Raw genomic sequence first — 26,529 nt, 5'->3', positions numbered from 1 at the left:
GCCCGTCGCGCGAGTGCTCATTGAATCAGTCGCAGCGGGAGGTCCCGCTCTCCTCGATGTCGCGCACGATGTCGTCGATCCGCTGGTACTCGTACTCCTTGCAGCGTGGGAAGTCCGGGCTGTACTGCGCGGCCTGGCGGAGCATGAACGGCAGCCGGATGTCGCTCTGGTGGTAGTAGACGGACGGTATGCCGAGCGCCAAAGCGTATCCGGCCTCGACGTAGGAACTCGATACCAGGTCCTTCGGCATCACCAGCAGGAAGCGCGCGCTTTCGCGCAGGGCGGCGGAGTCGCGGTGCGCCCCCACATCCGGCCGTTCGAAACTGGCTTTGGTCGGGCGCCGCTCACCCGCGTAATAGACCTTGAACCGGCAATCGCGTTCCAGGGCTTCCAGGACCCGGAGGATTCCGAGCCGGTGGGAAAACGCCCTTTGTGGACCGTGCCGTGCGTGGTCTGTTGCCGAACACCCCATGGGTCAGCCCCGGGAATCTCCATGAGATCCCCGGGGCCCGGAGTCACGGCCGAGACATTCGTCTAGTGGCCAAGGTCGTTGAGGTTCACCGGAAGGAGACTGGTGAGCGGGCTGAGGGCGTTGGTTGCTCTGCGGAAAAGGTTGTTCTCGCTCGTGCTCACGGCAGTGCTGCTGGTCTGGTCGCCCTTGTCGCCGGGGGCGGCGGCATGAGCGGTGCCGGTGGTGGTCAGGGCAGCACCCGCGAGAGCCAGGGCGGCGAGCGTGCGTCGCGTGTTGGTCATGTACTGCTGAACGATCACGGGCCGTATGCGTAACTAGGCCAAATCGGCGCTACTCGGCTGTTTTTCTTCAGAGCGTTGAGCCAACTGCTCAGCGAGCATCTTCCACAAGCTCGGGCTCACTTCATCGCTTCGCGGGCACTGCGTGCGCGTCGGTGGTCATCACCTGGTCGGGGGCGCCCCGTAGGAGGCGCCCGGTGTGCGCATCAGTCGGAGAAGGGGACGGCGTCGGCCGGGTCGGCGTGCCAGTTGGTGGCGACGGGCCTGTCGACCAGGGCGGTCTCGGGGAGGTCGAGGCTGATGGAGTTGGCCTCGTCGCCCGCGATGGAGAGGTGGAGCCGGTCGAACTCCTTGCCGTAGTCGTTGTTGGTGGTCTTGGGGTTGATGCCGGCGTAGGCCCGGGTGGAGCCGGAGAGGACGACGTTCTCGCTGACAGCGTGCTCGGCCGGTGCCACCTCCGTATCGGCGGCCGAGCCGAAGGACGCGGAGGGGAAGACGCCCTTCAGGTAGCAGGTGACGCCCGACTTGGCCTTGGCGGTGACGAGGAAGTAGCCACCCGCCTGCGTCTCCGTGGTGAGCTTGAAGGTCAGGTCCTTGGTTCCACAGGCCCGCGCGGCGCTGCCTCGGCTGTCGGCGGTGGCGGTGGCGGTGGCGGTGGCGGTCGCGGTGGCGGTGAGGGCCACCGCCGCGACGGCGGCCAGGGCGAGGCGGGCGGGGCGGGCGGCAAAGCGCGAACGCATCGAGATCTCCATCGTGCAGAAGTGGGTCGCCCAGCGGGCTGCTGGGACGACCGCAGCTTGTTCCGCGATCCGTCCCGCCCGCCACAAGTCACGGTGATGATGGGACGCCGGAACGCTGGAACGGGTGCTGACCAGCAGAGACGCTGACCGCCTGGAACGGTGTGCTGGGACGGGGGAGGCCGACGCAATACGGGATTGTTCCGTCCTGTTCGCGGTGACGCGCCGTCACCGGCCCGGCCGGATGGCAACGCACGGTCGCCCGGGCCTTTCCTCCGCCGGAGCCGAGCGCCTCTCCCGAACGGAACGCACATCTCGGTCCGGTGGACGGCGAAGTGAGTCCGAGGCGAACGCCCTCGGCCTGTCCGAGGACGAGGTGGTCGGGCTGGTACGCAGCGGCCTCAGGGGAAGCGAGGCCTGATCCCGCGAGGCCTGATCCCCTTCCGCGCTGTCCGCGCTCACCGGCGTGGCTCCCAGCGGAACAGGCGGGAAGCAAGCGCGATGGCGACGACGACCCAGCTCAGTGTGGGAGCCAGCAGGAGGAGGGAGTCCGCCACGGGGACGCCGCCGTTCCAGGCGTTGAGGACCAGTTCGGTGGCCGAGCCGCCGGGGAGCAGCCGCTTGAGCAGGGTGAGTTCCTCGGTGCCGGTGATCCCTACCCAGCTGGCGACGGCGATGGTGCCGAGGCTGACCGGCAGCGTGGTCACCTGGGCGTGCTCGGGGGAGTTCGTCAGTCCGGCCGTGGCCAGTCCCAGGCCGAGCATCATGACGACCGTGGAGAGGACCGCCGCCGCCAGGAGGGGAACGTTGGCCGGTTCGCCGGCGACCGAGGCCAGCACCACCAGGATCGCCACCACCTGGATCAGCGCCAGGACGGTGACCGGGAGCATCAGCCCGGAGAGGATGCCGGCGTCGCCCGCCGGGGTGGAGCGCAGCCGCTTGAGGAAGAGGTTCTGACGGCGCGAGGCCAGAGTCGTCACCGTGGTCGTGTAGAGCCCGAACGCCCCCACGGTGAACACCACCACCGCCGCGATGTATCCGAGGCTGCCCAGGTCCGCGAAGACCTCGTGCTGGCGGATGAAGTACGCGCTGACCGCCGTGGGCATGATGAAACTGGTGACCAGAACCAGCCGGTTCCGGAAGATCTGGATCAGCTCGCCGAGAGCGATTGAGAGCATGGTGAAAGGCCTTTTCCTGGGAGGTTCCGGGGGGAGGGCTTGGGGCCGGTTGCCGTTGGGGGAGGGGCTAGTCGTCGCCGATGGCGCGGAAGACGTCGTCGAGCCGGGTCGGCCCGGCTTCGAGTTCCCGCAGCTCCAGCCCGTTGGCGTGCGCCCAGTCGAGCAGGGCGTAGAGGGTCTCCTGCAGGCCGAAGGTCTCGACGAGAACCCGTCCGTCACTCTCACGCGCGGCCCGCAGCGGCAGCGCCGGTGCGGCGGCCGGAAGGGAGAAGCGGATGACGGCCGGCAGGGTCCGCGTCAGCTCGGCGACGGTCCCTTCCTGGTGGAAGGCGCCCTTGTGCATGAGCCCGACGCGATCGGCGCGCGCCTGGGCCTCCTCCAGGTAGTGCGTGGTGAGCACGATGGTGGATCCGTCTTCGCGCAGTTTGTCCACGGCTTCCCACAGGGCGTCCCGGGACTGGATGTCCAATCCGGTGGTGGGCTCGTCGAGGAAGATCAGCTCAGGCTTCCCGTACACGGCCGTGGCGAAGTCCAGACGCCGCTTCTCGCCGCCGGAGAGCTGGGACACCTTGGTGCCGGCCTTGTGCGTGAGGTCGACGACGTCGAGGACGCGTTCGACCCTGTCCCCGCGCCGGGAGAGCGTTCCGATCATCCGGACGGATTCCTTCACCGTCAGGTCCGGGGCAAACCCGCTCTCCTGGAGCATGATGCCCATCCTGGGCCGCACGGACCGCCGGTCGCGGGGGCTCTGGCCGAAGACCCGTACGGTGCCCGAGGTGGCCGCGCGGTGGCCTTCGACGGTCTCCAGGGCCGAGGTCTTACCGGCCCCGTTCGTGCCGAGCAGTGCGTAGAGCTCCCCCTTCCTCACCTGGAACGACAGGTCCTTCACGGCGTGGAAGTCGCCGTAGCTGAGGTTGAGGCGTTCAACGTCGATGACTGGTGTCGAGGTCATGCGTCGATCTCAGCCGTTGTCACGCTCGTCCGGCAGTGCCGTGGTGTCACCGTCGCGGCGTGACATTTCGGGGGGTGAACTCATGACGCGGTGTCACTGGTGCCGCCCGTGAGCAGCCAGAACACTGCGGGGAGACTCTGCTGTTCGACCCCGGAGCGCCGTACATGGACACCAGACCCCTGCGCATACTGCTGACGGCCAATACGGCCGCCTTCATCCTGGTATGCGTGGTTTTCCTCGTCCATCACCTCGGCGTCGGTCTCTACCCTGACGACATGGAGTCCTGGCTCGAGAACAACCAGTGGCTGATGTGGACGGCCGCGGTCCTCACCGTGGCGAGCGCCTCGGCGATCCCGCTGCTCAGCGTGCGGACCCAGTGTGCGGACTCAGCGGTGAGGCCGCCGCGGGGCAGGACCTGATGCCCGAGGACCGCGGGGGAACAAGGGAACGGCTGCGCCGGCTGAACGTCACCACGATGGTCGCCGTGAACGCCTCCGTGGGAACCCTGCTGGTGGCGGTCGACGCCCGGACGTGGTGGGACGCCGTCGTCCTGAGCCTGGGCGTGGCAGCGGCGCTGGTCGCCTCCGCGCGGTGGACAGCGGACGGCATTTCGCGGGTCGTCCTCCCGTGCCTGATCATCACCGCGATGGTGTGGATCGCCGGGGTGCTGGTGGTGGGCGGCCATACGGCGTTCTACGGCATCTCCGTCCTGGGCCCGCTGTACGCGCCCAAGCTGCCGCGCCACCGCATCGTGGCCGCCGTCGGGCTGATCGCCTTCGTCGCCGCCGTGGGCGCGGCCCGGCCGCTGGTCGCACCGGCGGATGTGCCGGAGGTCCTGCTCCTCTATGTCCTCATCCCGGCAGGCGTCATGGTCGTGGTGACCGGCGGCATGTTCGCCGGGCAGGTCTTCTACGACCTCGTCGAAGAGCTGGAGCAGTCACGGGAGCGCGAAGCGGAGCTGGCCGTCGTCAGGGAACGCGTGCGCTTCGCCAGTGATCTGCACGATATCCAGGGCCACACACTGCATGTGGTGAAGCTGAAGATCGCGCTGGCCGAGAAGCTGGTGCGCAGTGACATCGGGCGGGTGGAGGAGGAACTGCGGGAGGTGCGCGCCCTGGTCGGCGACACCATCACCCAGACCAAGGAGCTGGCGTACGCACAGCGGCGGCTCAATCTGTCCGTGGAGCTGGAGAACGCGAAGAACCTCTTCGAAGCCGCGGGCATCCGCGTGCGGGTCGACCGTGAGGCCGACGTCGACGAGCGGGTCAACGAGCTGCTCGGCCAGGTCCTGCGGGAGACGACGACCAACATCCTGCGCCACGCGCAGGCCACGCAGGTGCGGATCACTCTCGCGGAGGCGGGCATCACCATCGTCAACGACGGCGCGGGGACGGCTCCCCTTTCCGGGCTCAGCGGACTGTCCACGCTCAGGGAGCGGGTGGGCGACCACGGCGGTGAGCTGACGGTGGAGCGGACGGACGGGCGTTTCCGCACGGCCGCGGCGTTTTCGTACGGGAGGACCGACCGATGACCACCGTGGTGCTCGCCGACGACGAGGCTCTGCTGCGCAAGGCGCTGGCGGCGTTGCTGAGCCTCGAAGACGAGATCACCGTGCTCGCCGAAGCGCAGGACGGCGAATCGGCGGTACGGGCCACGCTCCGGCACCAGCCCGACGTGCTCGTCATCGATCTGGAGATGCCCGGTGTGGACGGACTGGGCGCTGTCGCGGAGATCCGCCGTGCCCGGCCGGAGCAGGTGATCCTCATGCTGACCCGCCATGCCAGGCCCGGAATTCTCCGCAAGGCTCTGAAACTGGGCGTCCAGGGCTTCGTCAGCAAGTCGGCGGAACCCGCGCACATCACGTCGGTCATCAACATGCTGCACGACGGCAAACGCTGGATCGACCCGGACGTCTCCGCGCTCGCCGTCGTCGACGACTGCCCCCTCACCGACCGGGAGATCGACGTCCTGCGCGTCACGCGCGACGGCTATTCCGTCGCCGACATCGCCGCCCGTCTCCACCTGGCGGAAGGCACCGTACGCAACTACCTCTCGAACGCCATGCAGAAGACCCAGACCCGGACCCGGCACGAGGCGGCGCGCTACGCGCGGGAGCACGACTGGCTGTAGCGGCGGGCACTGCGAGAGGGGCGTCAGCAGTGGGCCGGTCCGCTGCCGAGGCGTGCGGGGAGTCCCGACCCTCGCCGCCCGATGTCCGCATCCAGCCTGACGTCCACACCCGTCCGTCCGATCCCGGACGGCTCCCGAAGGCCGAACCTGATGCGACCGCACCGCCCGCGAGGACTCGCCTCCCCGGCGGCCGGCGTGTTTCGCGGGCTCAGGGCGGGTGTGCTCGCCGTGCTGTGTGTGCTGCTGCCGCTGGCCGGGCACGTGCTGGCGCAGTGCCACGCTCCTCGGTGGATCATCGTGGCCGGGACGGCCGCGGTGGCGGTGCCGGGCGCGACGGTGCTGACGCGGCGGAGGCTGACGGACACCCAGGTGCTGGCCGTGCTCGCCGCCGCGCAACTGGCCTGCCACGCCGCGTACTCCCTGCCCGGCGCGTGTGCGGCGGTGGCGGAACAGGGCGGCGCCGTCGGCGGCTTGGCCCGGCTGGTCGAACACGACGCGGTCGCCGGGCCGTCGCCCGGGGTGGTGTCGGCCGGTCAGACGGTCACGCTGCTGCTCGCCGCCCGTCTGCTGGGCCCTCGCCGAGCGGCTGCTGTGGCAGAGCAGGACGCTCCGGGCGGTCGTACGGCGTCTGCTGCTGTTCCTGTGGCCACTGCTGAGCGGCCGCCACGGCAAACGGTCCCCGGGTCGCGGGGCGCGCGAGTGCCGCTCCGCCGGTGCCGGCGCTGCCGGTGCGGCTGAACGAGGGCAGGTCGCCTCCGCGTCACGGGCGCGGTCCGTTCGTCCTGCCCCTTCTCCGGCCGATGCCGACCGGTGGTCCCTGCCTGCCTGACGGGCACGCGGCGGGGACGACCGCCCGGCGGGCCGGGGCCCCCGGCGGCAGGCGCGCCGGGGACGCCGACCGAGGACGCCATGGCCGACCGGTACGACGCCGGAGCGATGGCCCGGGCCGCCGGCGGCATCCCCGTGGCCGGGGCGATCGGGCCACCGAGCGGCATCCCCGTCCTGAACAAACGGACTGACCCAGTAGGTGCGCATGAATTCGCGGGCGCCGGCGGCGGCCGGCTCCCGGCCGCAGCGGCCGCGTTTGGTGGCGCCGAACAGTAGGCGTGGATCGGAGGGGCGTCCCGGCCGGGGGCCCAGGTCGTCCGGCCGGCCTCCAGGTCGAGGAACTCGCCGTCGATCCCGGCGGTGGCCTCGCCCTCGAGGATGGGCACCGGCTCCTCGGCGTCGTGACTGTGCAGCGGCGGACCGGTAGCGGTGAGGGCCGGCTATCGGGCGACGTAGCCGCCGTCGACGGGAAGGGCGACACCGACGACGAAGCCGGCTCCCGGGCTGCACAGCCACAGGACGGCCTGGGCGATCTCGTCGGCGGTGCCGAGCCGGTTGACGGGCTGGTTGGCCTCGGCTTCGGCGCGGTCGAGCTCTCCCTTGGCGATCATGTCGCTGACCATGGGTGTGTCGATGGTGCCGGGGCAGACGGCGTTGACGCGGATGCCGCGCGGGGCGTACTCGAGGGCGGCGCTGGTGGTCAGGCCGATGACGCCGTGCTTGGAGGCGTGGTAGGAGGCACGGCCGGGGAGGCCGACGAGGCCGCCCAGCGAGGAGCAGTTGACGATGGCTCCGCTGCCCTGGGCGCGCATGTGCCGCAGCTCGTGCTTCATGGCGGCCCAGACGCCGCGGAGGTTGATGGCGTTGACGCGGTCGAACCGTTCGGCGGGTTCGTCGGCGGCGTCGCTCGGCGGGATCTGGATACCGGCGTTGTTGTAGGCCATGTCCAGGCGGCCGAAGGTCTCGACGGTGCGGTCGACGGCCGCGGCGACCTGGTCCTCGTCGGTGACGTCGCAAGGGAGGGCGAGGACTTGGTGGCCGGCGTCGGTGAGTTCCTTCGCGGCCGCGTCGAGCGCTGCCCCGTCGATGTCGGTGAGGGCGACGGCGGCACCGGACTCGGCGAAGGCGCGGGCGGTGGCCAGGCCCATGCCGGAGCCGGCCCCGGTGACGAGGGCGACCTGGCCGGTGAAGTCGTAGGTGGGGTTCATGCGGTGTTCTTCCGTTGAGGGCCGGTCAGGAGCCGGCTTCGATGGTGACGTGCTCGGCGGTGGCGAGGCGCTCGGTGTCGCCGTCGGCGACGTGGCCGAGGATGACCAGGCCGGAGTCGCTGGAGCCGCCGTCGCGGTAGTAGAGGGCCAGATTGCCCCAGGGCGCGTAGTACGCCAGGTCACCGGCCCTGGCCCGGGCAGCGTCCGGCGCGCCGGAGGTGTCCAGCCCGCGGGGCAGGCCGGCGATCCGTTCCGTGCCGTGGAAATCGCTCAGGTCCAGGGTGAGGGGGAGCAGCGCGGCGAAGTCGCGGGCGGCGGCGCTGTCGTTCAGGGTGGCGTCGACCGGACGGCCGTCGAGGGTGAGCCGGATGGTCACGGTGGTGGTCCTGCCGGAGGGTTGGGTGGGTGCGGGGCCTGTCGCTGTCCGCTGTCGCGGTGCGGGCGACGTGGGTCCGGACGACTCCCGCGTGTCCTGAGCGCAAGCGGTCACGGCCAGGAGCAGAGCGGCGGCCGGTACGGCACGGGCGAGGGTGGCCGGGATCATGGATGCCGTCCGGGAAGCTCAGTCGGGCAGCGGCTGGGCGTAGTGCCGGAAGCCGTCGCGCTCTGCGTGGAGGTCGTACAGGCGCCGGGCCAGGACCTCGGGGCTGCTGTGCTCGGCGTCGGGCCGGATGGCTCCGGGGATGATCAGCTGGGCGGCGTGGATGTTCTCCGGGGCGAGCGCCTCGTGCAGCATGCGGGCGTAGGCGCTCTCCGCGGCGAAGGCGACCGAGGTACCGGCCCGGTCGGGGTGGGGGCGTACGGCGCTGCCGCCGTTGACGAACAGCAGGGTGCCGCGGCCAAGGGCGCGCATGCCGGGCAGCACGGCGTTCACGGCTGTGACGGGTCCCTTGACGGAGAAGGACAGGGGCGCTTCGAGGTCGTCGGCGCTCGTGTCGAGGACCGGCTTCATGAAGTCGGCGCGGGGCACGGGGCTGTACTGGAGGATCTCGATGGGACCCAGCGTTTCGGAGGCCTCCCGAAGAGCAGTGGTGAGGGAAGCGGGGTCCAGGACATCGGCGGCGAAGCCGTGGGCCCGGATGCCGTCGCGGGCCAGCTCGGCGGCCAGCTCCTCCAGCTTCCGGGCGTCGCGGGAGACGAGGGCCACGGAGTGGCCGGCGGTCCCGAAGCGGCGGGCGGTGGCGAGTCCGAGGCCGGGGCCGGCTCCGACGAGGGCAAAGGTGGTCATGATGAGTCCTTTCTGGGGCGTACGGGTCAGGGCTTGAGGAGGGCCTTGATGGCGCGGCGCTCGTCCATCGGCCTGTACCCCTCGGCGACCTGTTCCAGGGGCAGGGTGAGGTCGAAGACCTTGCCCGGCTCGATCCGGCCGGAGAGGAACCGGTCGATCAGGCCGGGCAGATAGCGGCGTACGGGTGCGGGGTCGTCGAGCTCCTCGAAGCGCACGTCGCCGGGGAGTGGATGACTGCTCCGCGCATGGGTGGACCTTCCTTACCGCGAGGATCTACGTGCCGCAGCCGGGGTCGGGCACGGCTGCTCACGGTCGAGCCTCACACCGCGGGGCGCGCGCGGGAAGCGGAGAGATCCATCCTGGGAGAGGAACATCCTGGGAGTGTTTTCTCCCCCCTTCCCCGGGCGCGATCGATGTCATTCTGGGAAGCATGACCGGCAACGTCCCCCTCAATGAGCTGGGAGAATTCCTCAAGAAGCGCCGCTCGGAGCTGAGCCCCCGCACGGTCGGCCTGCCCGAGAGCGGCAGGCCCCGCCGGGTGGCCGGGCTGCGCCGCGAGGAGGTCGCCCAGCTCGCCAGCATCAGCACCGACTACTACACCCGCCTCGAACAGGGCCGTATGCAGGCATCGGCGCCCGTGCTGGACGTCCTCGCCCGGGTCCTCCACCTGGACGACGACGAGCGGGGCTATCTCTTCCAGCTCGCGGGCAAGACCACCACCCGCACCCGGCGCCGCGGCCGGCAGACGGTCCAGCCGCAACTGCAACGGGTCCTGGACGACCTCACCGCCACCCCGGCCATCGTGCAGGGCCGGCGCGGGGACATCCTCGCCTGGAACGCGCTGGCCGCCGCCCTGGTCACCGACTTCTCCCGCATCCCGGAGAAGCACCGCAACTACCCGCGGATCATCTTCACGGATCCGGCCATGCGCACCCTGTACGCCGACTGGGAGGCCTCCGCGCACATCTCCGTGGCCCAGCTGCGGATGGAGGCCGCGAAGTATCCCGAGGACCCGCGTCTGATCGAACTGGTCGGTGAACTGTCCCTGCGTGACAAACAGTTCGCCCAGTGGTGGGGCGACCACCGTGTCGCCGCCCGCACCGTCGGCACCAAGACCCTCGATCATCCGGTCGTCGGTGAACTCGTCCTCGACTGGGACACTCTCACCGCCAACACCGACCCTGACCAGCACCTGACCGTCTGGACCGCCGCGCCCGGCTCCCCGACCCATGAGCGCCTGCGCATCCTCGCCTCTTGGGCCACCGACCAGGACCTGTCGGCCTCACAACCCCCCGGCTGACGGCACCGCCTCGGGCGACCGGGCCTGTGCAGACGGGCGATGCCACTGATTTGGGTGCGGTTCCGCGCTTCGGGTGGCGCGACACGCTTGCGCGGGCACCTAGGGCGCTCGGCTCCGAAGGCCGCGTACATGCCCTTGCGGGGGGTGATGCCCATGGCGCTGGTCAGGCCGGTCAGGGGAGCGGGATGCCGTTATGGACAGCTGTGACGCCAAGAAGATCCAGTTTCCCCGCGTCGCTGCTTCCGGTCGCTGCCGTGTAGGTGACCATGCGCAGGTCGGCGCCGGGGACGATGAGGACGTCGCAGTCGAGCTGGATGTCGCCGATCTCCGGATGCCGGATCGTCTTGCGGTCGGTGGTGTGTCGGGCGGCGGTCGTCTGCGTGGCCCAGTGCCGAGCGAAGGCGTCGGACACGCCTCGCAGTTCCTGCACGAGACGATCGAGCTGGGCGTCACCGGGGTAGCGGGACACCGCGTCCTTGAGGTCGGCGACGATCGACGCCTCGAAGACGTCTGGTCCGCGCTCGGACCGGACGGGCAGCATCGCGGCGTGCGCGAGGCCGTTGCCGAAGAGCGCACGCGCGAGGTTCCGTTCGGCGGGCGGGGCGACGGCGGCGTCGCCGAACACGGCGGTCCACATGGTGTTCCACCACACCAGGGTCCAGTCCGCGCTGAACACGCCGATCGGGACGTCGCCCAGACGCGCGGCGAGCCGTTGGATGCCCGCGGGCACATGGGTGCTGATCATCCCGTCCCGCGGCGGCAGGAGCCCGGCGCTTCGGAACAGCCGGTCGCGCTCGGCGCGGGAGAGCTGAAGGGCCCGTGCGAGGGCGCCGACGACCTGGGCCGAGGGGTTCTTCGCGCGTCCCTGTTCCAGGCGCAGGACGTAGTCGACGGAAAGCCCGGCCAGTTGCGCGAGCTCCTCGCGGCGCAGTCCTGGGGCACGACGGCCGTCCGTCACGGCGAAGCCGGCGTCGGCCGGAGCGAGGCGGTCTCGCCAGGCGCGCACGAGGGCGCCGAAATCGGAGCGGGGGGAAGCCATGGGGGTCATTCTCGCCGAGCGGCCCAGGACGAGCCTGGGTACTGCCAGTCCTACTGACGGGGACGGCACTGGCTGGCGGTGGCCCGCCCGGCGAACGTGGACCTGTGCCCGAGCCGGACGCCATCGGCTGACCAGTGAAGGAGCCTTCCATGAAGCACACCGTCGTGATGACGGGCGTGAGCCGCGGGATCGGCCGCGTCGCCGCCAGGCACATCCTGCGCCAGTCGCCGGACGTGCGCCTCCTCGTCGTCACCCGCGGATCCTCCGGCGCACAGCTCGCCGCGGAACTCGCCACGCGCGGGCGCACGGTCTCGCACGTCTCGGCGGACCTCGGCTCGCTGGACAGCGTCCGCTCGGCCGCCACCGAGATCCGTGACCGGCTCGATCGGGGTGACCTTCCGCCGCTGCGCGGCTTCGTGGGCAACGCGGGCATCCAGTACACGAACGCGCTCACCGAGACACCCGACGGGTTCGAGTCCACCTTCACGGTCAACGTGCTCGCCAACCACCTGTTCGTCCGCCTGCTCCAGGACCGCTTCGCCGCTCCCGCCCGGATCGTGATCACCGCCAGCGACACCCACTTCGGCGACTTCAAGCACACCATGGGCATGGTGCCCGGCCCGGACTGGAAGTCCCCGGACCTCCTCGCCCGCACCGGCGCCTTCCCCGAGCCGGACACCGTGGTCGCCGGGCGCACGGCGTACTCGACGAGCAAGCTGGCCGCCATCTACCTCGTGCACGAGTACGCGCGCCGCCTGCCGGCCGGGATCGACGCCGTCGCCTACAACCCGGGCTTCGTCCCCGGCACCGGCCTCGCCCGCAACGCCGACCCCGTCTCCCGGTTCGCGATGCGGCGCATCCTGCCGGTGATGACCCTCACCCCGTTCGCCACCAGCCGCGACACCGCGGGTCGCTACCTCGCTGACGTCGTGCTCGGCACGCCCCAGGCGCCGACCGGCTCCTACGTCGACCGCAGCCGCGTGGACCGCTCGTCGGAGGAGTCCTACGACCCACGGCGCGAAGGCGAACTCTGGGATGCCGTCGAACGGTTCACTGCGGCGTGACCGGACAGGACGGAACCTGAACACCGACATCCTCTCCGACCTCGGCAGCGCCCTGGCCGGCAGCCCGCACCTCGCGGCCAGCGCCCAACCTTGACCCGGAGCGCCGCCTCCCGAGCATGTTCGAGCCGGTGCACGGCTCCGCCCCGGACATCGCGGGCCAGGGCCTGGCCAACCCGGTCGGCGCGGTCGGCAGCGCGGCCCTGATGCTGGAGCACTTCGGCCTGCCGGACCAAGCGGCCCGGCTGAACAAGGCGATCGAGGCGACCACGGCCGCGGGCATCCTCACCCGCGACGTCGGCGGCACCGCCGCCACGGAGGACGTCACCAAGGCCCTCATCGATGCCCTGACCATCTGAGTCGGCTCGAATCACCCGTAATCGCGAGACTCATCCGCATCGCTCCGCTAGCATGTTCGAGCTTGTGACGAGTTGCCTCATCGCCCTTCTTCACCGGAAAACAGACTAAAAAATTGATACCCATGGCATCGCGGTTGTTTGCGCGAATAAGCAGCAGAACGACGTTCGCCGCATGGCGTCAACCGCGAGTGCTGCTATGGGCCATGGCGGGGGTGATCACCCTCGGATTCCTCATCGCGCTGGAGATCGCCGCGCGTCGCTACGGAGTGCCGGGGCCGATCACCTGCCAGGTGCAAGAGGTGATACTCCCTCCCAAATCGGGCTGGCTGCTGTATGCCTGCCTGGCCATGGCGCTTATCGTCCTCAACCGGCGGCAACGGTTCATCGCGGTCGGTATCGCGGTCGGCATCGACGCCGTCTTCCAGTTGGTGCGGTGGGCGATCGGTGCCCCCTTCCTGGCCGACGGCCACCCTTTCGGCAACGGCGCGTTGTGGGTGATCCTGGGCATCGCGGTCATGGCCGTCACACGCCGCACCGGCCAGGAGCGTGTGCTGCTGCTGAAGGGCGTCGGGCTCGGCCTGCTGCTGGTGGCCGGCCGTAAGACCGGCGACACCTGGCTGCTCATCACGTCGAAGACGCGCCCGCTGGTTCTCGACCAGTACCTGGCGTCCGCCGATCACGCGCTCGGCAACCCGTCGTGGCTGGTGGGCCGTATCGTCACGGCGACCGACCCGGTCGGCACCCGTCTGCTCGACATCGTCTACGCACAGCTCGCGGTGGGCGCGGTCGTCGTCGCGCTGTACCAGCTGCGCAACGTGGCGGCCGAGCGCCGCTTCCCGAAGCATCATCTGGTGCGCACGTTCCTGGTGATAGGCCTCCTCGGGCCGGGCATCTACATGATCTTCCCGGTGGTCGGGCCGGTCTACGCCTACGGTGCCGACGGCGGGCACTGGGCGCTGGCCAACCTGTGGCCCGACCTGCCCCCGCCGATCGGCGCCCCGCAGGCGATGCCGTTCGACGGGATCACCCCGCGCAACTGCATGCCCAGCCTGCACACGGCATGGGCCACCGCGATCTTCCTCCACTCCCGCCGGGGCCCGCGCGTGCTGCGCATCGGGGGAACGTTCTGGCTGATCGCCACGCTCACCGCGACGCTGGGCTTCGGCTACCACTACGGCGTGGACCTCGTCGCCGGCGTGGTGTTCACGCTCACCATCGAGGCAGGCATGCGCGCCCAGGCACGCGGCTGGGACCGGCCGGGAATCCAGCTGGTCGCCTACGGTACGACGGTGTTCGGCGCGCTCCTGGTGTCCTATCGCTATCTGCCGGTGGAGATGGCCGCGCATCCGCGGATATTCGGGCCCCTTCTCCTGCTGGCGATGGCCTCGGTGATCTACGGCTACGTACGGACCACCAGGCTGTGGGAGCCGAAGACCGCCCCGGCGCCCCAGCCGGAGCCGCAACCCGAAATGGCCTGAGCGCGGCCAGGAGTTCACGTCCTGATCTCCTGGCGCCGTGACCCGGGAGGCACCTGCCGCGGGCCGAGCGCAGCTGATGCCGGTACGTGATCCCGACGTCATTCCTCCGGGTGGCTATTTTGCTCCGGACGCGGAGAATGCCCTGGTAGCTGTCACGATGGGTGATCTGGCGAAGACCGGTCGTGATCAGGGGGCGCCGGCACCACAGGAGGTTCCTCGTTGTCCCGTCGTCAGCTTCCCGAGCTTCCCGCACAGCATGTCGATGACCCGGCGCAGACCCCGGACCAGAGACCCGGCACGCCGGCCGAGATCCTTCCGGTGACCGCGGGCCAGCGCGAGGTCTGGCTCGCCGAGCAGCACTCCCCGGACCTGCGCCCGGCCTTGCGCCTGGGCGAGTACCTGGAGATCCACGGACCGATCGATCCGGACCTCTTCGAGGCGGCGCTGCGACAGGTCGTCGCCGAGACCGACGCGTTACGGGTGCGCCTCGTCTCCGGCGAGGACGGCCCCGTCCAGGTCCTGGAGCGTGAGCTGTCCTGGTCGGCCGCCGAGCAACTGCGGATGTCCCAGCCGCCCCTCAGCCGGGCCATCCTCCAGCTCGAACGACAGCTGGGTGTGCGGCTGTTCGACCGCGGTGAGCGCAGGGTACGGCTGACCGAGACCGGCCGCGCGTTCGCCGAGTAGTGCCGCAGACTGGTCGCGGCCGCCCGGCACGCCCACGAGGTGGCGACCCAGGCCGAGGCCGGCCTGGTGGGCACACTGCGGATCGGCGTGGTGACCTCGGCGCTGAGCGAGCCGCTGCTGGGCACCCTGGCGGCCTTCCGGGACGCCCGGCCCCGTGTTTACCTGCACCTCACGGAGGTCGACACGGGGGAGGGACAGGAGGCCGTCGCCCGGCACGAGATCGATCTCGCCGTAATCCGGCCGAGCGCCCCGGTGCGCGGCCTGCGTGTACGGCCCTGGCGGCACGACCAGTTCGTGATCGCGCTGCCGGACGGGCACCCGCTGACCGGCGACACCACGGACCCGTCGACCTCTCCGGCTTCGCGGACGAGCCCTGGGTGTGGCTGCGCCGCGAGGCGTCCCCCGACTACCACGACCAGCTCATGGCGACCTGCCGCAGAGCCGGTTTCACCCCGGAGGCGCGGCACGTCGCCAACTCCATCCTGACCCAGCTGGCGATGGTGGCCTGCGGCCTCGGCGTCACCCTCGTACCGAACGTGGCGGTCCGCTCGATCCAGGGCCCGATCGCCTACCGGCCCCTCAGCGACACCGCCGACATCGTCGAACTCTCCCTGGTCTCACGGGACGGCGGGCACGAGCCGCTGGTGGAGGAGTTCCTGCGCCACGCCGCCGGCTCACGTGCCGCGCAGGTCGGCGGCGAGTTCGTCCCGCCAGTGGAGGGAGATCCGCCGCTGGAGGACCGCCTGCGCGGCGACGGGCAACGGGAGCCGGAGGAAGGCCCGTAGAGCGTCGGCCGCGTCGCTGCGCGCGACCCATGCGGTGAGGTCATCCTCGGACACGGGTCCCCTGTCGGCGCCGTACAGCATCGTCCTGGTCGCGTGGACTTCCGCGACCAGGGTCCGCATCCGCACGGCCAGGGGATCGTCCTGGTCGCAGTCGACCGGCAGGCCGTGCCGGAACCTGTCGAGGGCCTCGGTCACCTCCGGGTGGGCGTCGAGGTGCGTCTCGGCCGCCAGTCGGGCCAGCTGGGCCGCGACGGCGGTACGCAGCCGCCGCGGCGGCGTGCGTTCCACGAGCCCGGCCAGGTCGAAGTCCCGTACGCACGCCTCGGGTTCCCGCTCCGGCAGGTCGTCCAGCAGGGGCAGCACAAGAGCGCTGGTCAGCTCCGTCGGCCCCTCCTCGTCCGGGTCGTAGGCGATCCCGAACTCCTCTTCCAGGACGGCCAGGAAGTCGGTGTAGGCGGCGGTGGAGCCGGGCCAGAGGTCCACACCGGCGCGCCGTGCCCACGGTCCGCCGGCGTGGTTGCCCTCGCGTGGTGACATGACGCGCCGGGTGTCCTCCGCCGGGCACGGCACGCCGTCCTCCGCGAAGGCGAGAGCGACCTCGGGACCCTGCCTGGTCAGGACCACCACCCGCGTGCCGGCGGACAGGGCGCGCAGCACCCCGGGCCGGGCGAACTGCGCGGCGCCGCCCTCGATCGTGGCGTACGCCCATCCGCCGGCCGTGCCCGCACGGACCAGGGGCCGGTGCGCGGCCCACGGCGACTCCACCGCCCGCTGGGCCTGGCGGCGGTCGCGTGGCCGGACGGTGGCGGGGATCGCGCCGAGCCGGCGCAGCATCTCGGCCGGTGTCAGACCCTCCGCGAACGCCACGTCCGGCTGGTCCGGGAGCGGTTCGGGGCGCGGGCGGCCGGTGCGTATGAAGAAGAGGCGCTGCGATCCGTGCGCGGCCGGGGCCTGCGGCGGGGAGTCCCCCTCGGGGTACGCGAAGACCGGGTGTCGCGGGGCGGGCGGTTCCGACTCCGGCTCGGTGAGCGTGGTGGCTTGGGAGAGCGGGGAGACCGGGTCGGCGGGCACGGTCCTCCCCTCCTCCCACAGCAGCTTTCCGTCCACGACGAGAGGGATACGGCCGAAGAACGGGCGGGCCCGCTCCAGAGCGTCCGCGAAGTCGGCCAGAACATGACGCAGCGAGGGCCAGTGCGCGTAGGAAAGCATGTCCTCGTCGAAGGAGCGGCCCACCTGGCCGTGGTGGGGTCCGGGACGGCAGCAGAGGAACAGGCTGTCCGAGGACCTCCCGGCGATACCCAGGGTGACGGGCAGGCCGTCCTCACGGCCCTCCTCTGTGATGCTTCGGAGGAATGCCGTGCTCCGCACGATGCCCGCGACTCCGGACAGCGGCCCGTGATACGTCAACTCCAGTGCGGCGCCACCGAGTTCCACCCCGTCATGGCACCGCAGCGACGCCACCAGGTCAGGATGGAACGCCACCCCGAGCGTGCGCTCGGCCGCCTCGATGTCGGCCTGGGCCGCCGGTGGACGCAGGGTGGCGTGGGTGAGGGGAGCGTGCCGGGTCAGCCAGGCGTCGATGCGGGCCCAGGACTCCTCGACGGCGGGGATGCTCATGGCAGCGGACCCTACGCCGGGCCACTGACAGTGCCCCTGCCCCGCCTGCCGCGGCAGGGGCGTAATCACGCCGAATTTGTGTGCGGGGGCACGGCGAGGTGAGCGGGGAGGCAAGCGGCGGAACAATGGTGAGTGAGGGCCTGGCGAGTTTCCAGGGCAGGTTCGGGCGAAGCGTTCCGCAGGCACGCTCCGCCGCCGGGCCCGCAGTCTTCGGACCGGCGTGAGCGCGCCGAAACGGAGGACCGAAGCATGGCCACACCACTCACCGCCACCCGGCTCGTCGCCGCGTTGAAGGCCGAGGGCTGCGCCGTCCACGAGGTCGGCGGCTGGCGCACCAACAACCGTAATCACAAGGGCCCCTGGGGCCCCGTGCACGGCGTGATGATCCACCACACCGTCACCGGGCCCGGCACGGACGTCGTCGAGTTGATCTACCACGGCCACAGCGCCCTGCCCGGTCCGCTCGCCACCGGGTGCATCACCAAGGACGGTGTCGTCCACCTCACCGGCAACGGCCGGGCCAACCACGCCGGCGGCGGTGACGGTGACGTGCTGAACGCCGTCATAGGAGAGTCGTACGGCACGTACCCGCCGGCCACGCACGAGCACGACGGCTCGGCCGGCGCGGTCGACGGCAACGCCCGGTTCTACGGCTGGGAGTGCGAGAACAAGGGCGACGGCAAGGACCCGTGGCCGCGCGAGCAGTACCTCGCCATGGTCAAGGCCACCGCCGCGGTCTGCCGCGCGCACGGCTGGGGCCACAAGAGCGCGATCGGCCACCTGGAATGGAGCGACTGGAAAGTCGACCCGCGCGGATTCGGCATGGCCGACTTCCGCCGTGATGTCGCCGACGCCCTGGCCCTCCCGGCGGGCCGGTGGGAAGGAGAGGACCCCATGCCCCAGTACGTCAACTTAGGTGTCGCCGGGGAGTACGAGCTCGCGCCCGGCGCCTGGGACTCGGTCGAGTTCACCACGGAGTGGACCGACGAGACCGGCCACCACGCCACCGGCGGGAGCGTGTTCGCCCGTGGCCCGGCCCGGTTCAGCGGGACCGTCAGCCTCCAGATCGACGGTCTGCCGGCGGGGGCGGTCGTGCAGGCGCGCATGTCGGAGTACGAGGGCGACGAGCACCGTGCGGACCACCCGATCCACGAGATCACCGGGACCGGGGGCGGTTCCTTCGTGGTCCTGCCCCTGACGAAGCGGCTCGCCTCGGGGCGCAGCATGCGGGTGCGGCTGCTGAGCCAGGCCGCTGTGCCCGTCACCGTCGCGAACGCGGTGCTGACCGTGCTGGTGTGGAAGGAGACCTGAGGCCGGCGCTCTCTACCGAACCGTCGGCAGGCCCGGGCCCGTGCAGCGCACGTCCGCCGACGGCACCGTTCCGCGCAGCAGATAGGCCGCCACGGTGTCGTCCACGCACGCGTCGCCGCGGCTCGCGAACACGCCGTGGGAGTAGTCGTTGTCGATGGTGACCAGGCGTGCGCCGGGCAGCAGGCGCCGTAGACCGTGGGCCCCCTCGACGGGCGTGACGGGGTCGTGCGTGGAGGCGACGAGGAGGACCGGCGGCGCGTCCGGGCTGCCGAGCGGGGTGCGGTGGCCGGGCCGGTGGTGCCAGTACGCGCAGGTGCTCGCCTCCATGCCCGTCAGGACCGGGTGCGGGTCGAGACGGCGGGTGCGGCGGATGTCCGTGACGATGTCGCGGGCACTGGGGCCCGGCCCGTCGGCGCACTTGACGACGCGGTTGGCCGATTCGTAGTTGCGGGAGTCCGGGCCGTCGAAGGCGGCGGCCGGGCGCAGCCCGTCCGGGTCGCCGTCGGTCAAATAGCCCCGCAGACCGTCGGCGAGGCCCTCCCAGCGTTCGGTGCGGCCCAGCGCGCGGTACACCGCGCGGTCGAACTCCGCCGGACCGAAACCCGCCACCGACCGCGCGGTGAGACCCCGGCGCACCCGCAGATACGCCTCCCGCACCGCTCCCGGTGTCCCTCCCAGCCCGAAACGCTCGCCGTGGTCCGCCGTCCAGGCGAAGAAGGTCCCGCGCTGACGCAGCAGCGCCCGGCTCTGGATCACATCGAAGTCGTACCAGTCCCACGGCCCGACCACGCTGTCCAGCACCATCCGGCCGACGCGGTGCGGGAAGCGGGCGGTGTACGCCGCGCCGAGCCAACTGCCGTAGGAGACGCCGAGGAAGCTGGTCCGCGGTTCTCCGAGGGCCCCGCGTATCGCGTCCATGTCGTACGCCGTCTGCTCGGTGGACAGATGGGGCAGCAGGCGGCCGGCGTGCGTCGCGCAGTCGTCGGCCAGGGCGCGCAGGGACGACAGGTGCGCCCGCTCCGCCGGAGCCCCGGCCGGCACCGGGTCGCTGCCCGGGCTGTCGAAGAGGCCGCCCATCGGGCCGCAGGAGACCGGGGTGCTCCGTCCGACGCCGCGTGGGTCGAAGCCGACCACGTCGTACGCACGCCGCACGCTCTCGGGGAGTTTGGCCCGCTTGGTGACCGCGTAGGGGAGCCCGGAGCCGCCCGGGCCGCCCGGGTTGACCAGCAGGATGCCGCGGCGTTCGGCGGGGGTTCCCGAGGCGCGGACCCGTGAGACCGCCACCTCGATGCGCGGCCCCCGGGGGCGGTGCCAGTCCAGCGGCACGCTGAGTCGCCCGCACTCGACGAGCTCCGGCGCGGCCGGCCGGGGGACCGAGTCGGGGCAGTCGGTGAAGCGGAGCGGGGAGCGCGGCTCGGCCGCCCGGACGGGGGCGGCGGGGAGCAGGGCGGTGGCGGCCGCGAGGGCGCACAGCAGTGCGGTGCGGCGTGCGGGACGGGTCAAGGGGTCTCCAGAAAATCTTCGCCCAATCAGATGACAATGAAAATGATTATCGATAACGTCTCTGGCGGGCAACCCCCGGCACCCTCCTCCCGGAGGGCTCGCCGGGCTGCCCGCACGCCTCTGACTCACTGCAAGAAAGGGGGAGTTGTGGCTCATCTGTTGGTGGTCGAGAGCTGGGTCGGCTCCATGAGCCGACTGCTGCCGCGGGCGATCCGGGAGAACGGGCACGCGTTCACGTTCCTCACCCGTGACCTGCACCACTACCTGCGCTCGGCACCCGAGGGGACGGCCCATCCGCTGCTCGGCGCCCGCAACGTCATCACCGCCGACACCAACGACATCGAGGCGCTGCTGCCCGAGGTCGAGCGGCTGCGCGGGGTGCTCGGCTTCGACGGGGTCGTCACCTCCTGCGACTACTACCTGCCGACCGTGGCGCGGATCGCGGAGCGGCTCGGTCTGCCCGGCCCCGGGCCCGAGGCGGTCCAGAACGCCTGCCGCAAGGACACCACCCGCCGCGTCCTCGACGACGCCGGGGCGCCGGGCCCGCGCTTCGCCGTGCGGGAGGAGTGGGCCGACATCGCGCGGGCCGCGCGGGACATCGGCTACCCGCTGGTCGTCAAGCCCGTCGACCTGTGCGCGGGCATGTACGTGCGCCGAGTCGACGACGAGGCCCAACTCGCCGCCGCCTGCCGGGCACTGGCCGACTTCCCGGTCAACGCCCGCGGACAGCGGCGTACCCCCGTGGTGCTGCTCGAAGAGCTGCTGGACGGTCCCGAGGTGAGCGTCGAGACGGTGTCGTACGCGGGTGCGGTCCAGGTGGTGGGCGTGACCGACAAGAGCGTCGGCGGGGCGCCCGCCTTCGTCGAGACCGGGCACATGTTCCCGGCCGCGCTGCCCCTCGCCGACGCCGAGGCCGCCGAACAGACCGCGCTGGCCGCCCTCAAGGCCCTCGGCCTGACCGACGGGGTCGTGGCGCACACGGAGATCAAACTGACCTCGGCCGGGCCGCGCGTGGTCGAGGTCAACCCCCGGCCCGCCGGGAACCGCATCACCGAACTCGTACGGCACGTCACCGGGATCGACCTCGCCGCCGCCTTCGTGGAGGTCGCCCTGGGCCGCGCACCCGACCTGCGGCACACGGACACCGGGCTGCGCAGCGCGGCCGTCGGCTTCCTGGTGCCCGGCTCCTCGGGCACCCTCGAAGCCCTGGACGGCATGAGCGTGCGCGACCTGCCCGGTGTGCTGGAGGTGCAACTCGCCGAGCCCGGGCGGGCGGTGAAGGCGGCGGGCAGCAACAACGAGTACCTGGGGCACGTCATGGCGGGCGACGCAGACGGACTCGGCGCCCGCGCACGCGTCGAGACCCTGCTGGACGGGCTGCGGGCCGGACTGGTGATCCGATGACCGCGCCCACCGGCACCCGCACCTCGTACGACGGCCTCGTGGACCTGGTGCTCGCCGGGGCCCTCGGGCCGCACCCGGGCACGCTGCGCGTCGCCGTCGCCTTCACCACCCGGCAGGCCGTCCGGCACGACGGACGGGGCACCGGCTACCGCAACGAGGTGCTCAGCCTGCGCCTCGCCGAGGCCGTGGGCAGTTGCGCGGTCGAGCCCGGGGCGCTGCCGGACAGCGCGGTCGAGGAGTGCGTGGGCGCGGACGTGGCCCGGCTGCTGGAGCATCCCTTGCTGCCGGTGCGGGTGGCGGCCCTCGACGCCTACCTGATGCACGTCCTGCCGCACACCCCGGCGAACGGCGCCCGCCCCGTCTCCGTGCCCGCCGGTTCGTCGCTGGAGAAGTCCCGGGCCCGCGCGAAGACCGTCGTGGGCCTGCTCGACCTGCCGCCCGGTGCCACGGTGCTCGTGGTGGGCGTGGTCAACTCCCTCCTCGAAGCGCTGCGTTCGCGCGATCTGCGGTACATCCCCTGTGACCTCAAGGGCGGCGCGACCGAGTGGGACGAGCCGGTGGTCGCCGACGCGCTCGCCGCGGCCGGCCGGTGTGACGCGCTGCTCGTCTCCGGCATGACCCTGGGCAACGGCACCTTCGAACCGCTGCGGCGGCACGCGCTGGCGCACGGCAAGCAGCTGGTGATGTTCGCCCAGACCGGGAGCGCCGTGCTGCCCCGCTTCCTCGGGCAGGGCGTCAGCGCGGTGTGCGCGGAGCCGTACCCGTTCTTCTGGCTCGACGGCGGCCCCGGTGTCCTGCACCGCTACGACGGCTCCTGTCCGGGAGGCGGGCGATGACCGCGACCGTGCTCCGTCCGGCCGCGCGACGGGAACTGCTCTCCCTGGTCGGCCGTACCCCACTGGCCCGCATCGCCGCCGACCTGCCCGGCCCGCACCCCGGTTTCTGGGCCAAGCTCGAAGGGCTCGCCGCAGGGGGAATGAAGGCACGGGCCGCCGTGTCGATGCTGCTGGGTGCCCGCGAGCGCGGCGAACTGCTGCCCGGTGCCCCGGTGGTGGAGTCCACCTCAGGCACCCTCGGCATCGGACTCGCCTTCGCCGGACAGGCCCTCGGCCATCCCGTCGTGCTGGTCGGCGACCGGGAACTGGAGTCGTCCATGCGCCAGTTGCTGCGCTCCCACGGGGTGCGGCTGGAGATCGCCGACCGTCCGGCGGAGCGGGGCGGCTGGCAGGCCGCGCGCCTGGCCCGGCTGCGGGAACTGCTGGCCGAACTACCCGGCGCCTACTGGCCCGACCAGTACAACAACCCCGACAACACCGCCGGCTACGCCTCCCTGGCGGCCGAGATCGCCGTCGAGCTCGACCATCTGGACATCCTGGTGTGCAGCGTCGGCACCGGCGGCCACAGCGCGGGCATCATCGGGCCGCTGCGCCGGCACTGGCCCGCTCTGCGGCTCATCGGCGTCGACGCCACCGGCTCCACCATCTTCGGCCAGCCGGCCAGGCCCCGGCTGATGCGCGGCTTGGGCAGCAGCATCCACCCGCGCAACGTCGCCTACGACGCCTTCGACGAGGTCCACTGGGTCGGCCCCGCCGAGGCCGTCGACAGCTGCCGCCGACTGGCGCGGGGCGCCTTCGTCAGCGGCGGCTGGTCCACCGGCGCCGCGGCCCGGGTCGCCGCCTGGGCCGCCCGCGTCCACCCCGGGGCGGTCGTCGCCACCGTCTTCCCCGACGGCCCGCACCGCTACCTCGGCACGGTCTACGACGACGACTTCACCGCCGCCCACGGCCTCGACCCGGCCGCCGCGGCCACCCGGCCCGTCGAGATACCGCACCCCTGCGCGGCGGAGGCCGCCGGCTGGGTCCGCTGCACCCGCGTCAGCGACCCGCTCGCCGCCCCTGCCTCGAAGAACGTGAAGAAAGAGAGCCCGTGAAGTCCAGCCTGCGCACCGTACGCCTCGAACTCACCGAGCCGTTGCGCATCTCCCGTTCCACCATGGCCGCACGCGACGCCGTATGGCTCACCGTCGAGCACGACGGGCTGCGCGGCCACGGCGAGGCCGTCACCAGCGTGTACTACGGGCTCGGCACCGAGACGCTCGTACGGCTCCTCACCGCCGTGGACGTGAGCCGTTTCGCCGATCCGGAAAGTGCCCTGGAGGCCCTGCGGGCGAGGGAGCTGACCGCGAGTGACGTGCCACCCGCGGTCACCGCCGCCGTCGAGTCGGCGCTGCTCGACCTGGCCGGCAAGCGCGCGGGCGTCCCCGTGCACCGCCTCCTCGGGACCACCGCCCCGCCCGTCGCCGCGACCGCCCGCACCATCGGCATCACGGCCCTGGCCCGTGCGGCGGCCGAGGCCCGTCGCCTCGCCGCGAGCGGCTTCGAGGTCATCAAGGTCAAGGCGGGCGCCCCCGACCCCGAGGACGACATCGAGCGCGTGCGCGTCATCCGCGACGCCGCCCCCCGGGCCCGGCTGCTCCTCGACCCCAACGGCGCCTGGTCCGTCACCCAGACGGATGTCCTGCTGCCGCGCTTCGCCGCCCTCGGCGTGGCAGCTGTCGAGCAGCCCGTCCCGCCCGGCGACCCGGACGCCCTGGGCGCCCTCGCGCAGCGCGCACCGCTGCCCGTCATCGCCGACGAGGACGCCGCGACCCTGGAGGACGTCCGCCGCCTCGCCGGACGCGTCCAGGGCGTCAACGTCAAGCTCGCCAAGTGCGGCGGCGTCCACGCGGCCCTGCGCATCGCCGAGCTGATCGAGGGCAGCGGCACCGAGTTGATGCTCGGCTGTCTGACCGCCAGCACTCTCGGACTCGCCCCCGCCGTTCACCTCGCCGACCGGGCCCGCTGGGCGGACCTCGACGGGCATCTGCTGCTCGCCCACGACCCGTGGACCGGGATCGGCGGCGCCGACGGCGTCGTCCGCGCCAGTGGCCTCCCCGGCCTGGGCATCGAGGAGGTGGCGGTCCGTGCGGACGTGGCATGAGATACGGCGCTTCCCGCTCGCCGTGCGGCTCCTGCTGGTCAACCAGCTCGGCGTCAACACCGGCTTCTACCTGCTCATCCCCTATCTCGCCACCCACCTCACCGAGAACCTGGGCCTGTCGGCGGCAGTCGTCGGCATCGTCCTCGGAGTCCGCAACCTCAGCCAGCAGGGCCTGTTCATCATCGGCGGCTCCGCCTCCGATCGGCTCGGCGCACGCGGCGTCATCATCGCGGGCTGTGCCCTGCGCACCCTCGGGTTCGCGCTGTTCGCGCTCGGCGACGGGCTGGCGGTGCTGCTCGCCGCGTCCGTGCTGAGCGGGCTCGCGGGGGCGCTGTTCAACCCGGCCGTGCGGGCCTATCTCGCGCAGGAGGCCGGGGAGCGCAAGGCGGAGGCCTTCGCGCTGTTCAACGTGTTCGCCACGACCGGCGCGCTGATCGGCCCACTGCTGGGCAGCGCCCTGCTGCTCGTCGACTTCCGCACCTCCGCCCTCACCGCCGCCGGGATCTTCGCCGTCCTCACCGTGGCGCAGGCCCTGGTGCTGCCCGCCCGGAAGGTCGAGCCGAGCGGCGGCGGCGTCCTCGGGGACTGGCGCGAGGTGCTCGGCAACCGGGCCTTCGTGGCCTTCGCGCTCGCCATGGTCGGCATGTTCACCCTGGAGAACCAGCTGTATCTGCTGCTGCCCGACGGGGCCAGGGAGGCGACCGGCTGGGACGGGGCGGCGGGCATCGTCTTCCTCGTCGGCACGGTCGCCAACCTGGCGCTCCAGCTGAGGATCACCAAGCGGCTCAAGTCGCGAGGCGACAGGGCGCGTTGGATAGCCGTCGGGCTCGCGGTGATGGGTCTCGCGTTCCTGCCGCCGACGATCGCGGCGGGTGTGGTACCCGTTCTGGTGAGCGCGTTGCTGCTCTACCTCGGCATCATGATCGCGTCACCGTTCGTGATGGAGCTGATTCCTCGCTTCGGCCGGCCCGAGCTGACCGGCACGTACTTCGGGATCTTCTACGTCGTCTCGGGCGTCGCCGCCGCCCTCGGCAACACGGCCGTCGGCTGGGCCATGGACACGGGCGAGAGCGGCGGGCACAGCTGGCTGCCGTGGGTCTGCTGTGCCCTGTTCGGGCTGGCCTCGGCGGGTGGGGTCGCGTGGCTGTACCGCCGCGGTGCGCTGCCGGTCCATACGGACCCGGTGCGTGAGCGGAGAAGCGCATGACCAGCGCCAACCTGCTCACCGACAACCCGGAGCTGTACGAGGCCCGCTTCCCCGACCCCGGACGGCTGGCCGCCCGGTGGACGGAGGACTGCCTGCGCCGCCACGGGGCCGGGCCGCGCGTGCTGGACCTGGGCTGCGGCACCGGCCGCGACGCCGCCGCCCTGCACCGGTCCGGCCGGACCGTGACCGGCGCCGACCTCTCCGAGACGATGCTGGCCCACGCCCGCACCCGCCATCCCGGCCCCGAGTACGTCCGGGCCGACCTGCACGGCTTCGACCTGGGCCGTGACACCTTCGACGCGGTCGTCTGCCTGGACAGCTCCCTGCTGTACTGCCACACCAACGACCAGCTCGACGGCTTCCTCGCCTCCTGCCGCCGCGCCCTCACACCGGGCGGGCTGCTGGTCGCCGAGATGCGCAACGGCGCGTACTTCCTCGGCCGCACCGACCTGCTCGACCGGCCGGCCGTCAACGAGTTCGTCTGGCAGGGGACGGCCTACCGGTCGCACACCACGCTGACCGTCGATCGCACCGCCCAACTGCTCCGCCGCACCCGGGTGTGGACGACCGACGACGGATCCCTGCCCGTCGAACAGCACTCCGCCTGGCGGCTGCTCCTCCCGCAGGAGATACGGCACTTCCTCGCCGCGCACGACTTCGAGGTGCTCGAACTCCACGACGGCCCCGGGCCGCGCACCGAACCCCTGTGGCGGCAGGGCGAACTGCCCGGTACCGCCACCGACGGGGACCGGCTGCACGTCGTCGCGCGCCACCACACCCACTGACACGAA

At 71.9% G+C, this 26,529-nt stretch carries 28 protein-coding genes and 2 pseudogenes; 18 read left to right on the top strand and 12 right to left on the bottom strand.

What is annotated here, in order from left to right; genetic code table 11:
* Window positions 1–25: 25 nt before the first annotated feature.
* From OG542_RS09705 to OG542_RS09685, 5 genes are all read right to left on the bottom strand, one after another.
* Complete coding sequence (locus OG542_RS09705) at window positions 26–307, bottom strand: hypothetical protein (RefSeq protein ID WP_328409960.1); 282 nt, start codon at window positions 305–307, stop codon at window positions 26–28.
* Window positions 308–534: 227 nt separating this feature from the next.
* The gene (locus OG542_RS09700; protein WP_328409958.1) at window positions 535–753 is read right to left on the bottom strand and encodes a hypothetical protein; all 219 of its coding nucleotides are present in this window, start codon (window positions 751–753) and stop codon (window positions 535–537) included.
* Window positions 754–956: 203 nt separating this feature from the next.
* The gene (locus OG542_RS09695) at window positions 957–1,490 is read right to left on the bottom strand and encodes a DUF4232 domain-containing protein (RefSeq protein WP_328409956.1); all 534 of its coding nucleotides are present in this window, start codon (window positions 1,488–1,490) and stop codon (window positions 957–959) included.
* A gap of 455 nt (window positions 1,491–1,945) precedes the next feature.
* Entirely contained in the window at window positions 1,946–2,665 is a 720-nt protein-coding gene (locus OG542_RS09690; protein WP_328409954.1) for an ABC transporter permease, read from the bottom strand.
* A gap of 67 nt (window positions 2,666–2,732) precedes the next feature.
* Window positions 2,733–3,617 carry an ABC transporter ATP-binding protein gene (locus OG542_RS09685; protein ID WP_328409952.1) on the bottom strand — a complete coding sequence of 295 codons (885 nt, stop codon included), beginning with the start codon at window positions 3,615–3,617 and terminating at the stop codon, window positions 2,733–2,735.
* 164 nt (window positions 3,618–3,781) lie between these two features.
* On the opposite strand from OG542_RS09685, the gene OG542_RS09680 reads away from it, so the two are divergent.
* From OG542_RS09680 to OG542_RS09665, 4 genes are all read left to right on the top strand, one after another.
* The gene (locus OG542_RS09680; RefSeq protein ID WP_328409950.1) at window positions 3,782–4,036 is read left to right on the top strand and encodes a hypothetical protein; all 255 of its coding nucleotides are present in this window, start codon (window positions 3,782–3,784) and stop codon (window positions 4,034–4,036) included.
* Complete coding sequence (locus tag OG542_RS09675) at window positions 4,036–5,148, top strand: sensor histidine kinase (RefSeq protein WP_328409948.1); 1,113 nt, start codon at window positions 4,036–4,038, stop codon at window positions 5,146–5,148. Before OG542_RS09680 ends, OG542_RS09675 begins: the two co-directional genes overlap by 1 nt.
* Window positions 5,145–5,747 carry a response regulator transcription factor gene (locus tag OG542_RS09670; protein WP_328409946.1) on the top strand — a complete coding sequence of 201 codons (603 nt, stop codon included), beginning with the start codon at window positions 5,145–5,147 and terminating at the stop codon, window positions 5,745–5,747. Before OG542_RS09675 ends, OG542_RS09670 begins: the two co-directional genes overlap by 4 nt.
* 150 nt (window positions 5,748–5,897) lie before the next feature.
* Window positions 5,898–6,485 carry a hypothetical protein gene (locus tag OG542_RS09665; protein WP_328409944.1) on the top strand — a complete coding sequence of 196 codons (588 nt, stop codon included), beginning with the start codon at window positions 5,898–5,900 and terminating at the stop codon, window positions 6,483–6,485.
* Between the two features lie 530 nt (window positions 6,486–7,015).
* Here OG542_RS09665 and OG542_RS09660 read toward each other — a convergent pair.
* The 4 genes and pseudogenes from OG542_RS09660 to OG542_RS09645 all read right to left on the bottom strand — a co-directional run.
* Window positions 7,016–7,783: an SDR family NAD(P)-dependent oxidoreductase gene (locus OG542_RS09660; protein WP_328409942.1), complete on the bottom strand. Its 768-nt coding sequence runs from the start codon at window positions 7,781–7,783 to the stop codon at window positions 7,016–7,018.
* A 25-nt stretch (window positions 7,784–7,808) separates the two neighbouring features.
* On the bottom strand, window positions 7,809–8,159 hold the full coding sequence (locus tag OG542_RS09655) for a cyclophilin-like fold protein (RefSeq protein WP_328409940.1): 351 nt from the start codon (window positions 8,157–8,159) through the stop codon (window positions 7,809–7,811).
* A 186-nt stretch (window positions 8,160–8,345) separates the two neighbouring features.
* Window positions 8,346–9,011, bottom strand: coding sequence for an SDR family NAD(P)-dependent oxidoreductase (locus OG542_RS09650; protein WP_328409938.1), 666 nt, complete (start codon window positions 9,009–9,011; stop codon window positions 8,346–8,348).
* 26 nt (window positions 9,012–9,037) lie between these two features.
* Window positions 9,038–9,202: pseudogene (locus OG542_RS09645) on the bottom strand (IMP dehydrogenase); the annotation flags it as partial.
* A gap of 239 nt (window positions 9,203–9,441) precedes the next feature.
* Here OG542_RS09645 and OG542_RS09640 point away from each other — a divergent pair.
* Window positions 9,442–10,311, top strand: coding sequence for a helix-turn-helix domain-containing protein (locus tag OG542_RS09640; RefSeq protein ID WP_328409936.1), 870 nt, complete (start codon window positions 9,442–9,444; stop codon window positions 10,309–10,311).
* A 172-nt stretch (window positions 10,312–10,483) separates the two neighbouring features.
* On the opposite strand, the gene OG542_RS09635 is transcribed toward OG542_RS09640, so the two are convergent.
* A complete protein-coding gene (locus OG542_RS09635; protein WP_328409934.1) occupies window positions 10,484–11,350 on the bottom strand; it encodes a helix-turn-helix transcriptional regulator in 867 nt (288 codons plus the stop codon).
* A gap of 149 nt (window positions 11,351–11,499) precedes the next feature.
* On the opposite strand from OG542_RS09635, the gene OG542_RS09630 reads away from it, so the two are divergent.
* From OG542_RS09630 to OG542_RS40705, 6 genes and pseudogenes are all read left to right on the top strand, one after another.
* Window positions 11,500–12,414, top strand: a complete 915-nt coding sequence (locus tag OG542_RS09630) for an SDR family NAD(P)-dependent oxidoreductase (protein ID WP_328409932.1) — start codon at window positions 11,500–11,502, stop codon at window positions 12,412–12,414.
* Between the two features lie 116 nt (window positions 12,415–12,530).
* The gene (locus OG542_RS09625) at window positions 12,531–12,770 is read left to right on the top strand and encodes an isocitrate/isopropylmalate family dehydrogenase (protein WP_328409930.1); all 240 of its coding nucleotides are present in this window, start codon (window positions 12,531–12,533) and stop codon (window positions 12,768–12,770) included.
* Window positions 12,771–12,973: 203 nt separating this feature from the next.
* Window positions 12,974–14,248, top strand: a complete 1,275-nt coding sequence (locus tag OG542_RS09620; protein WP_328409928.1) for a phosphatase PAP2 family protein — start codon at window positions 12,974–12,976, stop codon at window positions 14,246–14,248.
* A 219-nt stretch (window positions 14,249–14,467) separates the two neighbouring features.
* On the top strand, window positions 14,468–14,932 hold the full coding sequence (locus OG542_RS09615) for a helix-turn-helix domain-containing protein (RefSeq protein WP_328409926.1): 465 nt from the start codon (window positions 14,468–14,470) through the stop codon (window positions 14,930–14,932).
* A 39-nt stretch (window positions 14,933–14,971) separates the two neighbouring features.
* A pseudogene (locus OG542_RS40710) lies at window positions 14,972–15,253 on the top strand (LysR substrate-binding domain-containing protein); the annotation flags it as partial.
* Complete coding sequence (locus tag OG542_RS40705) at window positions 15,208–15,717, top strand: LysR family substrate-binding domain-containing protein (protein WP_408057857.1); 510 nt, start codon at window positions 15,208–15,210, stop codon at window positions 15,715–15,717. The pseudogene OG542_RS40710 and the gene OG542_RS40705, both read left to right, overlap by 46 nt.
* On the opposite strand, the gene OG542_RS09605 is transcribed toward OG542_RS40705, so the two are convergent.
* The gene (locus OG542_RS09605) at window positions 15,607–17,334 is read right to left on the bottom strand and encodes a hypothetical protein (RefSeq protein ID WP_328409922.1); all 1,728 of its coding nucleotides are present in this window, start codon (window positions 17,332–17,334) and stop codon (window positions 15,607–15,609) included. The two genes, OG542_RS40705 and OG542_RS09605, sit on opposite strands and share 111 nt — an antisense overlap.
* Before the next feature lie 249 nt (window positions 17,335–17,583).
* On the opposite strand from OG542_RS09605, the gene OG542_RS09600 reads away from it, so the two are divergent.
* Entirely contained in the window at window positions 17,584–18,645 is a 1,062-nt protein-coding gene (locus tag OG542_RS09600; protein ID WP_328409920.1) for a peptidoglycan recognition protein family protein, read from the top strand.
* A gap of 12 nt (window positions 18,646–18,657) precedes the next feature.
* On the opposite strand, the gene OG542_RS09595 is transcribed toward OG542_RS09600, so the two are convergent.
* Entirely contained in the window at window positions 18,658–20,148 is a 1,491-nt protein-coding gene (locus OG542_RS09595; protein ID WP_328409918.1) for an alpha/beta hydrolase, read from the bottom strand.
* A 147-nt stretch (window positions 20,149–20,295) separates the two neighbouring features.
* Here OG542_RS09595 and OG542_RS09590 point away from each other — a divergent pair, with 147 nt between their 5' ends.
* The 6 genes from OG542_RS09590 to OG542_RS09565 are packed head-to-tail and all read left to right on the top strand — an operon-like array spanning window position 20,296 to window position 26,523.
* On the top strand, window positions 20,296–21,552 hold the full coding sequence (locus OG542_RS09590; protein WP_328409916.1) for an ATP-grasp domain-containing protein: 1,257 nt from the start codon (window positions 20,296–20,298) through the stop codon (window positions 21,550–21,552).
* The gene (locus tag OG542_RS09585) at window positions 21,549–22,388 is read left to right on the top strand and encodes a Rossmann-like domain-containing protein (RefSeq protein ID WP_328409915.1); all 840 of its coding nucleotides are present in this window, start codon (window positions 21,549–21,551) and stop codon (window positions 22,386–22,388) included. The genes OG542_RS09590 and OG542_RS09585 overlap by 4 nt, the downstream gene beginning before the upstream one ends.
* A complete protein-coding gene (locus OG542_RS09580) occupies window positions 22,385–23,482 on the top strand; it encodes a PLP-dependent cysteine synthase family protein (protein WP_328409913.1) in 1,098 nt (365 codons plus the stop codon). Before OG542_RS09585 ends, OG542_RS09580 begins: the two co-directional genes overlap by 4 nt.
* Window positions 23,479–24,531 carry a dipeptide epimerase gene (locus OG542_RS09575; RefSeq protein WP_328409911.1) on the top strand — a complete coding sequence of 351 codons (1,053 nt, stop codon included), beginning with the start codon at window positions 23,479–23,481 and terminating at the stop codon, window positions 24,529–24,531. The genes OG542_RS09580 and OG542_RS09575 overlap by 4 nt, the downstream gene beginning before the upstream one ends.
* Window positions 24,515–25,738: an MFS transporter gene (locus OG542_RS09570; RefSeq protein WP_328409909.1), complete on the top strand. Its 1,224-nt coding sequence runs from the start codon at window positions 24,515–24,517 to the stop codon at window positions 25,736–25,738. The genes OG542_RS09575 and OG542_RS09570 overlap by 17 nt, the downstream gene beginning before the upstream one ends.
* A complete protein-coding gene (locus OG542_RS09565; protein WP_328409907.1) occupies window positions 25,735–26,523 on the top strand; it encodes a class I SAM-dependent DNA methyltransferase in 789 nt (262 codons plus the stop codon). The genes OG542_RS09570 and OG542_RS09565 overlap by 4 nt, the downstream gene beginning before the upstream one ends.
* Window positions 26,524–26,529: the final 6 nt, after the last annotated feature.

Source organism: Streptomyces violaceus (genome assembly GCF_036014075.1).
GTDB classification, from domain to species: domain Bacteria; phylum Actinomycetota; class Actinomycetes; order Streptomycetales; family Streptomycetaceae; genus Streptomyces; species Streptomyces violaceus.
This window is presented reverse-complemented; position numbering and strand designations above follow the sequence as displayed.

Excerpts from the sequence above, each read along its gene's own strand:
- OG542_RS09600 (WP_328409920.1), top strand. The coding sequence starts at position 17,584 with ATGGCCACACCACTCACCGCCACCCGGCTCGTCGCCGCGTTGAAGGCC.
- OG542_RS09670 (WP_328409946.1), top strand. The coding sequence starts at position 5,145 with ATGACCACCGTGGTGCTCGCCGACGACGAGGCTCTGCTGCGCAAGGCG.
- OG542_RS09580 (WP_328409913.1), top strand. The coding sequence starts at position 22,385 with ATGACCGCGACCGTGCTCCGTCCGGCCGCGCGACGGGAACTGCTCTCC.
- OG542_RS09630 (WP_328409932.1), top strand. The coding sequence starts at position 11,500 with ATGAAGCACACCGTCGTGATGACGGGCGTGAGCCGCGGGATCGGCCGC.
- OG542_RS09625 (WP_328409930.1), top strand. The coding sequence starts at position 12,531 with ATGTTCGAGCCGGTGCACGGCTCCGCCCCGGACATCGCGGGCCAGGGC.
- OG542_RS09565 (WP_328409907.1), top strand. The coding sequence starts at position 25,735 with ATGACCAGCGCCAACCTGCTCACCGACAACCCGGAGCTGTACGAGGCC.
- OG542_RS09605 (WP_328409922.1), bottom strand. The coding sequence starts at position 17,334 with ATGAGCATCCCCGCCGTCGAGGAGTCCTGGGCCCGCATCGACGCCTGG.
- OG542_RS09690 (WP_328409954.1), bottom strand. The coding sequence starts at position 2,665 with ATGCTCTCAATCGCTCTCGGCGAGCTGATCCAGATCTTCCGGAACCGG.
- OG542_RS09695 (WP_328409956.1), bottom strand. The coding sequence starts at position 1,490 with ATGCGTTCGCGCTTTGCCGCCCGCCCCGCCCGCCTCGCCCTGGCCGCC.
- OG542_RS09665 (WP_328409944.1), top strand. The coding sequence starts at position 5,898 with ATGCGACCGCACCGCCCGCGAGGACTCGCCTCCCCGGCGGCCGGCGTG.
- OG542_RS09660 (WP_328409942.1), bottom strand. The coding sequence starts at position 7,783 with ATGAACCCCACCTACGACTTCACCGGCCAGGTCGCCCTCGTCACCGGG.
- OG542_RS09700 (WP_328409958.1), bottom strand. The coding sequence starts at position 753 with ATGACCAACACGCGACGCACGCTCGCCGCCCTGGCTCTCGCGGGTGCT.
- OG542_RS09635 (WP_328409934.1), bottom strand. The coding sequence starts at position 11,350 with ATGGCTTCCCCCCGCTCCGATTTCGGCGCCCTCGTGCGCGCCTGGCGA.
- OG542_RS09620 (WP_328409928.1), top strand. The coding sequence starts at position 12,974 with ATGGCGGGGGTGATCACCCTCGGATTCCTCATCGCGCTGGAGATCGCC.
- OG542_RS09680 (WP_328409950.1), top strand. The coding sequence starts at position 3,782 with ATGGACACCAGACCCCTGCGCATACTGCTGACGGCCAATACGGCCGCC.
- OG542_RS09675 (WP_328409948.1), top strand. The coding sequence starts at position 4,036 with ATGCCCGAGGACCGCGGGGGAACAAGGGAACGGCTGCGCCGGCTGAAC.
- OG542_RS09585 (WP_328409915.1), top strand. The coding sequence starts at position 21,549 with ATGACCGCGCCCACCGGCACCCGCACCTCGTACGACGGCCTCGTGGAC.
- OG542_RS09650 (WP_328409938.1), bottom strand. The coding sequence starts at position 9,011 with ATGACCACCTTTGCCCTCGTCGGAGCCGGCCCCGGCCTCGGACTCGCC.
- OG542_RS09640 (WP_328409936.1), top strand. The coding sequence starts at position 9,442 with ATGACCGGCAACGTCCCCCTCAATGAGCTGGGAGAATTCCTCAAGAAG.
- OG542_RS09685 (WP_328409952.1), bottom strand. The coding sequence starts at position 3,617 with ATGACCTCGACACCAGTCATCGACGTTGAACGCCTCAACCTCAGCTAC.